Source organism: Flavobacterium frigoritolerans (genome assembly GCF_025847275.1).
Taxonomy (GTDB): domain Bacteria; phylum Bacteroidota; class Bacteroidia; order Flavobacteriales; family Flavobacteriaceae; genus Flavobacterium; species Flavobacterium frigoritolerans.
In genome coordinates this window covers 26603-33531 of record NZ_JAOZEV010000026.1, presented here as the reverse complement: position 1 = coordinate 33531, position 6929 = coordinate 26603, and the positions used below count along the sequence as shown (strand labels likewise).

At 33.2% G+C, this 6929-nt stretch carries 14 protein-coding genes; 1 reads left to right on the top strand and 13 read right to left on the bottom strand.

Features of this window, described 5'->3' with window-relative positions; all coding sequences use genetic code 11:
- Positions 1-152: 152 nt before the first annotated feature.
- Entirely contained in the window at positions 153-359 is a 207-nt protein-coding gene (locus tag OIU80_RS19970; protein WP_264288733.1) for a hypothetical protein, read from the top strand.
- A gap of 136 nt (positions 360-495) precedes the next feature.
- On the opposite strand, the gene OIU80_RS19965 is transcribed toward OIU80_RS19970, so the two are convergent.
- From OIU80_RS19965 to OIU80_RS19905, 13 genes are all read right to left on the bottom strand, one after another.
- Positions 496-1134 carry a thymidylate synthase gene (locus tag OIU80_RS19965; protein WP_264288732.1) on the bottom strand — a complete coding sequence of 213 codons (639 nt, stop codon included), beginning with the start codon at positions 1132-1134 and terminating at the stop codon, positions 496-498.
- 196 nt (positions 1135-1330) lie between these two features.
- Positions 1331-1672 carry a hypothetical protein gene (locus OIU80_RS19960; RefSeq protein WP_264288731.1) on the bottom strand — a complete coding sequence of 114 codons (342 nt, stop codon included), beginning with the start codon at positions 1670-1672 and terminating at the stop codon, positions 1331-1333.
- A gap of 34 nt (positions 1673-1706) precedes the next feature.
- Complete coding sequence (locus tag OIU80_RS19955; protein ID WP_264288730.1) at positions 1707-2432, bottom strand: hypothetical protein; 726 nt, start codon at positions 2430-2432, stop codon at positions 1707-1709.
- A 3-nt stretch (positions 2433-2435) separates the two neighbouring features.
- A complete protein-coding gene (locus OIU80_RS19950; RefSeq protein WP_264288729.1) occupies positions 2436-2636 on the bottom strand; it encodes a hypothetical protein in 201 nt (66 codons plus the stop codon).
- An 18-nt stretch (positions 2637-2654) separates the two neighbouring features.
- Positions 2655-3041 carry a hypothetical protein gene (locus tag OIU80_RS19945; RefSeq protein WP_264288728.1) on the bottom strand — a complete coding sequence of 129 codons (387 nt, stop codon included), beginning with the start codon at positions 3039-3041 and terminating at the stop codon, positions 2655-2657.
- Positions 3042-3043: 2 nt separating this feature from the next.
- Positions 3044-3925 carry a phage baseplate protein gene (locus OIU80_RS19940; protein ID WP_264288727.1) on the bottom strand — a complete coding sequence of 294 codons (882 nt, stop codon included), beginning with the start codon at positions 3923-3925 and terminating at the stop codon, positions 3044-3046.
- A complete protein-coding gene (locus tag OIU80_RS19935) occupies positions 3918-4403 on the bottom strand; it encodes a hypothetical protein (RefSeq protein ID WP_264288726.1) in 486 nt (161 codons plus the stop codon). The genes OIU80_RS19940 and OIU80_RS19935 overlap by 8 nt, the downstream gene beginning before the upstream one ends.
- Positions 4393-5268, bottom strand: a complete 876-nt coding sequence (locus OIU80_RS19930) for a nucleotidyltransferase (RefSeq protein WP_264288725.1) — start codon at positions 5266-5268, stop codon at positions 4393-4395. The genes OIU80_RS19935 and OIU80_RS19930 overlap by 11 nt, the downstream gene beginning before the upstream one ends.
- Positions 5268-5549: a hypothetical protein gene (locus OIU80_RS19925; protein ID WP_264288724.1), complete on the bottom strand. Its 282-nt coding sequence runs from the start codon at positions 5547-5549 to the stop codon at positions 5268-5270. The genes OIU80_RS19930 and OIU80_RS19925 overlap by 1 nt, the downstream gene beginning before the upstream one ends.
- A complete protein-coding gene (locus OIU80_RS19920) occupies positions 5531-5977 on the bottom strand; it encodes a hypothetical protein (protein ID WP_264288723.1) in 447 nt (148 codons plus the stop codon). The genes OIU80_RS19925 and OIU80_RS19920 overlap by 19 nt, the downstream gene beginning before the upstream one ends.
- Positions 5967-6278 carry a hypothetical protein gene (locus tag OIU80_RS19915; protein ID WP_264288722.1) on the bottom strand — a complete coding sequence of 104 codons (312 nt, stop codon included), beginning with the start codon at positions 6276-6278 and terminating at the stop codon, positions 5967-5969. The genes OIU80_RS19920 and OIU80_RS19915 overlap by 11 nt, the downstream gene beginning before the upstream one ends.
- Positions 6279-6282: 4 nt before the next feature.
- Positions 6283-6612 (bottom strand): M15 family metallopeptidase domain-containing protein, encoded by a 330-nt coding sequence (locus OIU80_RS19910; protein ID WP_264288721.1) that lies wholly within the window; start codon positions 6610-6612, stop codon positions 6283-6285.
- A complete protein-coding gene (locus tag OIU80_RS19905) occupies positions 6599-6928 on the bottom strand; it encodes a hypothetical protein (RefSeq protein ID WP_264288720.1) in 330 nt (109 codons plus the stop codon). The genes OIU80_RS19910 and OIU80_RS19905 overlap by 14 nt, the downstream gene beginning before the upstream one ends.
- Between the last annotated feature and the right edge of the window lies 1 nt (position 6929).

The following is a 6929-nucleotide window of genomic DNA, read 5'->3' as shown; positions in this document are numbered from 1 at the left end:
TATAATCGCGAAATTGAAATGTACACAAATATAAATTGAAATGTTCATTTTTTTGAACTACATCAAGTTTTTTATACATTTGGTTGCTATATAAATCACACAAAATGGAAGATATTCAAGACAACTTGCCTACGTTAGGAAAAAGGTATTACATGTCACATTCAGAGTATTCATATTCTGATAAAAACCCTATATTAACTGCAATGCCTTCATTAAAATACGAATCTTTTCAAATATCAATGCTTGTATGCGCCTCTGACATGGAAAAAGCAAAAACAGCAGTCAAAAAAGTTTTGGAAAGGGATGGAATGAACATTGTAACTAAATGCCGTATTGATTACTTGATAGTAGGTGATTAAAAAAACACTGCTTAAATCGAGTTTAAACACCATTTAAAAAACAAAAAAACCTCTAATTTTAGAGGTTTTTTTATACCTGAAAATTAGATTAATAAACTATTAATCACTATATTTATAGTGTTATTGAAATTAATAATTATTCAACATTTAGATTGAATTTGACATTATTTCCATTTAACAATTCTTTCGTAATGTCGATATTATTATCATACACGTGCACATTTCCTAAAAACAATGTGATGCTCTTTAACTGGATGTCAATTTTCTTCGAAATAAGATACAAATGGTAGATATCCGAGGGTAAGCCTAGATTAGCGTCAGAACTACGCTGATATGCGCTAATTATCAGTTTACCCTTTTCGATTTGAAATTGGATTAAACTTAAACAGGGCTGTTGGTTACTTTCAGTATCATTTGAGCCAAGAAATAATACATAGTTCTTTGAGGTTCTTTTCTCCTGGTTAATCTTCTCTATTAGCTTTGGTAGCTTCTCCAAATATGTCGGGTAACTATTTACTAAAATAGGACCACAATAATCCCACCAACTTACTCCGATTTCTCTATACGCTTCAGTTGACCTTTCACCAGCCATAAACAATGTTAATTCATCCTTTAGTTTCTTTTTTGCAACTGAATGCCCCTCAAAAAGGTCTAATAGGTCAATTGGTTTTAGTTTTAAAACTTGATTGTGCAAGAATGTTATTGCACCTTTTTTATTCTCCTGGCGCTTGCCTTTCGTTATAATCTTATTTAGTGTTTGATGGTACTTATTCATTTATAATTCTATTCTTTTTTTGATTGATGATTGATGATTGTGTATATTTGCAACTCTGACACTATAATAAAAAACGCATTACACTAAACCAGAAGACTTTTGTCCTCCGATTCCGTGTAATGCGTGAGTTTTTTAAATTAGTGTCAGAAGCTATTTAAAATCGGAGGGCTTTTTTTATTTCCTACCTCCTTAGGAACTACTCTCTTGCTTTATCTTGAATTTTATACATTAAAGCAATTACTTTCGGCAATGTCCAGCCAACACCCAGAGAGAAAAACATTGTGATATCTACTCCGAAATACTCTACTGAAAATCTTAATGCTAAGAAAATCGCCAAAAGAGAAAATACAATTTCGACTAAGTTATCTTGTGTAAAAAATCCCCATGAAAACTGATAAGGTGTATTGTTTGAAGTTTTATCACGTTTGGCAATTTTGCCTTTGTAGTAAAATGCCAATCCAATTAAAGCAAATAATAGTCCTGCTAAGTAAGTTGGCACATCTGTTGTGCCTAAAATAAGATTTAAAAATTTGTCCATTTTATTATTTTTTTTAAATTAAAGTACTTTTGTATTATTCGTAAATCTCTATCTTTATATGTACTCCATATACTTCTATAGCAGGATCCCCTCCTCCATTAACTACATTAGCCATTGTATTTGTATTAACAAAAATTTTATTAGGTCCAAATGTAGATACTCTTACAATCTCTCCAATATTTGTGTTTCCAACAATGAAAATTGGGTATTTACGAGCATTTTCATCAAATAAATCTAAAGAAAAAGTGCCTACATATTGTCCTGGGCTTTCTAGCGCTTCCCAAGTTATAGTAGCTCCTGTATCATTATATATTACTTGTGTAGTAGGTATAGGCTTGAAATTTTTAGTAAAATAGCATGCAAAAGTTTTATGAGTTGGTTCATTCCCTATAGGGATATCACCAGTTCCTAACAATGAGTTCCCATTGATGGTTTTTATGTTGACATTGTCAGCAAGCATTGGTTGTTTACTATCAATTTGAGTTTGTAACCATGAAACATCTGGAATTTCTGGTTTATTCAAAATTTCGGAAATACCACCTTTTGCATTCCAGTCAGCGTTAACTTGTTCTGCACCTCCAAATTCACTTCTTGGAACGAACTTTATAATTTTATCAGTACCACGCACTAAAACACTGTCTGATTTTAAAGCACTAGCGGGTACATTGTCTAATTCTAATGGTTTGCTAAACCAGGTTGTTGATTGTGCTGATACATTAATTGTAACTATCAGGACTAAAAATAAGAGTAATTTTTTCATAAATTATTTATTGTCTTTAAGGATTATTTGAGGAGTTAATGTTAAGGTTGTTTTTCCAATCATAAACACTCCATCGTTTAGACTGATAATTACTTTTGAATTGGGATTACAGGAATCAGTGATTGTGACACTGCTGTTTTGAACTTGTTTTTTTAGCTCAGAGATTTCGATCTCTAAATCTTTAATTCTTTTTTTTAGTTTCATATATTTAGTTGATTAGTATTAAACGTAAGAAGATTTCAATTGATCGTTTGCACCGTTCCAATTACCACTGATAAAAGAATCTTCAACTAATCCCATGCAATAATCTCCTGGTTCTTTTTCGGCTTCATTCTCGTTTGGTGCGACTTTAAAAATCAGTAACCCTCCAATTGGAATTATCCTAGCTTTTAAAATTAAGTTCGGGTGTGCATTTGGATCACTTTTATGTGCATTAAATTGGTCGTTTTCTGTTTTCGCATTTAAAACAGTTGTAAGATTGTTTATACTGCTCTGTGGAATCATCTCGTCTTTATGCCAAAATGAAGTCCACGAAGCCCAAAATTGTGCTTGTGTAGGTTTCAAACCAGTTTTAAACCAACTTAAGATTGTGTTTATGTTTGTTGCCATGTTTATCCTATATATTCTATGAATAATACTACTCTGTAAGGGTTAAGCAATGAAAAGGCTTGATTTGATCCTACATTCTCTGATATTCTATTTTTATAATATAAATACCTGTTATTATTATCGGCAGATGCTGTGGCGTAATAAGTTCTTCCAGTATCTTCACGGCCAGATATATAATTATTTGATATCTCGTCGCTTAAAAAATATGAATCTTTATAGCTAAAATTGTGTTCTGGTAATTCAGCGATTTCAAGGTTTTTGTTTTTATTTCCGCCCATTTTACCCATATTACTGAACTCAGGTTGAGAAGCATCAAAACCAACAGGAATGCGTCCACGCCAATTAACAACTTCTGCCCATCCAGTAGGTATTTGGTTTGCAGGTTTATTCCAAAGAACCATACCACCCCCAGCTTGAAAAACAGCATTTTTCTTTTCGAGTACTTCTATTCGAGTTAATAAATCCCCACCAGCAGATGTCTTATCTTGTTTTTTGTCTAATGCATCTTGAATGTCTTTTGTTTGTATAGGGCGTTTAAATAAACTCCAAGGCCATGAAATATCGGCAGTTCCAAAAGTCACATGACGTTTGATGTAGACAACTTTATCGGGACCCGTTTCAAAAGGTCGTGTTACTGGGGTTTCTACAATGATAACTGTCGAGGTAGGTGTTACAGCAGCGGATACAAATTCTAGTAGTTCACCATTAATGAAAACAAAACCGTTTTGTATAGTAGTTCCTGACTGAACACAGCCCGAAATTATAGTGAAGTCACCAGCAATACTCCCTAATGAGTTAAAGATTTCATAAGCAGTTTGAAGCTCTTGAAGCCTTTCGGTGTTTAACGGGTAGCCGTTTGTTTGATTGAAATAAGATCTATTCATCGATTAATATTTTATAACGTTTACCGCCAGCTTTGTAAAATTTTATGTGTGCGTCTAACCCGAAAAAAGAATCTCTATATACTTCTGCAGGAACCCAAACAATAAAATCAAAGCCAGTATCAGCAGTTTCGGATTCTGTTCGTAGCCAAAAGATTTTATTTTCACTTTCTGTAAATATTCGAGTTATTTTGTCTTCAACTTCCGTATAGATGTAAGTTGTATTATTCAAGTTACCTTCTCCAATTCGAATTCTTCTAGAGACAGTGTCAAAATCATCATTAAGTGATTTTCGTAAATAACAGATTTGGCCAGAGTGTTCAATTTTATAAATGTTTTTCAATCGCCAATCATGCCAAATTGTATAGCAAGAACCTATTGGTTTTAACAATACCTGAACAAATGATACCATAATCCCTTTTCTCAAGAATGTAGGTAACATTAAAATTCCAAGTTGGTTATAGTTTATCTTATACCACATAATAGGTAATTTTACTAAAATCCTCTATAAAAAAATACCCGCTTTCCGGCACTTTTGCTATTGAAATTGGCTGAGGAGAATCATAATCATCATTGTCAGGATTAATCCAGGCACTTTGTGCGCTTATGATTGTAGCATCTAAAACTCCTGGTACTTTTTGAATCTTATCTACCAATGCAGATAATCGCAACTCCCCATCAAATGGGAGTTCTTTCATGTATTCCAAAATAGCGTCTGTTACAGGGTAATTGGCATTTAAAATACTCATTCCTTTGTCGTTTAATACCAATGCATCACGTTTAATCAACATCTCTAAAAACAACTTATCGGGCTTGTAATTGATTACTGTAATCTTTACTCCTGCCCATTTAACCTCTTTCATATACGAAAATTCAAAAGCTTCTTTTTGAGCTGGAGCAATTGGGGAAAGTTTATTTTCAGTCTCACCAGCAATTTTAATAATAACACGGCTTTCGAGTTCTGATTCTCCAACAGCCGCGTATTTAATAATTTTTGAGTTTTCTATTTGGTCAGGTGTAGCGTTTGCATTGTCAAAATAATCGTGATCTGGCACTAAGTCAAAACCGTACTGGAATTTTAATGCCATAGTACGGTACCAAGGCAATGTACCTGATTTTTGATTTGCCAACTTTTCGTCAACCTCTTGCTTATGAAAGTCATATATGACTTCCAATGTCCAACAACTGAATGCAACAATCTCAAACCAAATGTTTTCAATTGAAACTTTTGAAAACACCTCTTCAAAATCAGCATTTAATTCAAATCCATACTTAGTTGCCAAAACAGCATTGCTCATAAATGCGGTTGTAATCTCTTTTTTAACTTCTGTTTGTTTTCTTGCCATTATCTTATAATAAAGGTGTTTTCTATTATCATTGCGCCAATACCATCATCAGGAATGATAATTGATAAATCATTTTCACTTAATGCCGTAGCTGGTTCAATTATATGTCTTTGGTAATAATTGGCAATTGGTACATCATGAATTGCAATATTGTACTTTTCGCCGATTACAGGAATATTAGTAATAGAGATATTAGGGTTTATTTCAAAAATGGCTTCCAACGAACCGCCTTGTATGGCTAGGTCTAAAAAACTTTGTCCCTCTAACGCAAGAATTTCCATGATAAGATTAAGATTAAAATAACTGTCAATAATTTGCCAACGATAATCCAAAAGGATTGCCATTTACTGAGTTCAATGACTTTGGTCTGAGTATTATCTTTTAATAAATTTGATAACCTGTTAATCTCAATGTTTTTACTCAGGATTAACTTTTCAATACTATCACAGCTTACAATTAGAGTGTAGCCATTGCCTTTGGGTTCTATTTTTACCTTCGCTCTGCCTTTAGAAAAACTTTGGTTAGTCAATTGGTCGCATGGAATTTTAACCGAAATAACATCTCCTGGAATGCGAAGCGTATCAATTTTAACACGTTCAACATAACTAATGCTATCTTTTTGTTTTTCAATTACCTGTTGTGTGTTTTTTACGCTTCTACATCCCAATAAAAGGAAAAGAACTACTAATGCTAAAATGCTATTTTTCATTGTTGATTTCATTATTAATTTCGTTAGCCAAATCGGCATCAAATTTTTGCAAGGCTTTAGTCAATTTCGCTATTGCGGTATGCAAACGGCTGTTTTCTTTACGAATAAGTGACATGTCTTCTCGAAGTTCTTTTGTCTCTTTTTGCAAATCATCAGCCGTTTTTTGCCAAATCTCAATTGCGGTTTTTACTGACGTTAATTCCTTGCTTTCATTTTCTATTTTATTTTTTCGATAATTAATGATGTACATGATTATCATTGTTACAATTGCTGTAATAGCTTCGGTTAAAATTCCATCCATCACATTAAGTCATTTCAAAATGATTCGCATCCCAACCCCAATCGTAGCCAGCCACATTACTAGGATGGAGCGATTTCCATTTAACGGCTAATGCTTTATAGGGTTCTTGGGTAGTTTGGTAGACCCCTTTTAAAAATAAGTTCAAGTCACCCGCCAAACGGTCTTGGTGCTTACTTCTTTTTGCTTTTGTTGTTCCTTTTTTTACATTTAGAGCATGCTGCTCATCAGTTCGGAACAGCTCACCTGCGGTTACTTCATATCCGTTTTCGGATGCCCAAATAATTAGTAAGGCGAAGTTTTTTAAGAATACTACTTGTTTTTCACGTAATGTCATTTTTTTGCATAATATTAAAATGAGTACTATCGACCGACACTATAACATCGGCCGTAACCCCATCAGTTTTTAATTCTTTTTGAAGCTCTGTTTTAAATTTTTGTTTGTTGGTAATTACGGTGTCTCTCATGTAATTTTCGATACCAAATCCTAATGTAGGATTGGCTTTGAATTCTCCTTTCTGAGCGATTGTAATCAAATGGCATCTTTGATAATCAATATTATCTAGGAATATACCACTGACTATTTTTCCTGATGCATCTTTTTTGACTTCAATCTTTAAATCAAAATCCTGATTGATAACAATTCCTTCCATG

Excerpts from the sequence above, each read along its gene's own strand:
- OIU80_RS19925 (WP_264288724.1), bottom strand. The coding sequence starts at position 5,549 with ATGGAAATTCTTGCGTTAGAGGGACAAAGTTTTTTAGACCTAGCCATA.
- OIU80_RS19945 (WP_264288728.1), bottom strand. The coding sequence starts at position 3,041 with ATGGCAACAAACATAAACACAATCTTAAGTTGGTTTAAAACTGGTTTG.
- OIU80_RS19930 (WP_264288725.1), bottom strand. The coding sequence starts at position 5,268 with ATGGCAAGAAAACAAACAGAAGTTAAAAAAGAGATTACAACCGCATTT.
- OIU80_RS19960 (WP_264288731.1), bottom strand. The coding sequence starts at position 1,672 with ATGGACAAATTTTTAAATCTTATTTTAGGCACAACAGATGTGCCAACT.
- OIU80_RS19950 (WP_264288729.1), bottom strand. The coding sequence starts at position 2,636 with ATGAAACTAAAAAAAAGAATTAAAGATTTAGAGATCGAAATCTCTGAG.
- OIU80_RS19970 (WP_264288733.1), top strand. The coding sequence starts at position 153 with ATGTCACATTCAGAGTATTCATATTCTGATAAAAACCCTATATTAACT.
- OIU80_RS19955 (WP_264288730.1), bottom strand. The coding sequence starts at position 2,432 with ATGAAAAAATTACTCTTATTTTTAGTCCTGATAGTTACAATTAATGTA.
- OIU80_RS19920 (WP_264288723.1), bottom strand. The coding sequence starts at position 5,977 with ATGAAAAATAGCATTTTAGCATTAGTAGTTCTTTTCCTTTTATTGGGA.
- OIU80_RS19910 (WP_264288721.1), bottom strand. The coding sequence starts at position 6,612 with ATGACATTACGTGAAAAACAAGTAGTATTCTTAAAAAACTTCGCCTTA.
- OIU80_RS19940 (WP_264288727.1), bottom strand. The coding sequence starts at position 3,925 with ATGAATAGATCTTATTTCAATCAAACAAACGGCTACCCGTTAAACACC.
- OIU80_RS19935 (WP_264288726.1), bottom strand. The coding sequence starts at position 4,403 with ATGTGGTATAAGATAAACTATAACCAACTTGGAATTTTAATGTTACCT.
- OIU80_RS19905 (WP_264288720.1), bottom strand. The coding sequence starts at position 6,928 with ATGGAAGGAATTGTTATCAATCAGGATTTTGATTTAAAGATTGAAGTC.
- OIU80_RS19965 (WP_264288732.1), bottom strand. The coding sequence starts at position 1,134 with ATGAATAAGTACCATCAAACACTAAATAAGATTATAACGAAAGGCAAG.
- OIU80_RS19915 (WP_264288722.1), bottom strand. The coding sequence starts at position 6,278 with ATGGATGGAATTTTAACCGAAGCTATTACAGCAATTGTAACAATGATA.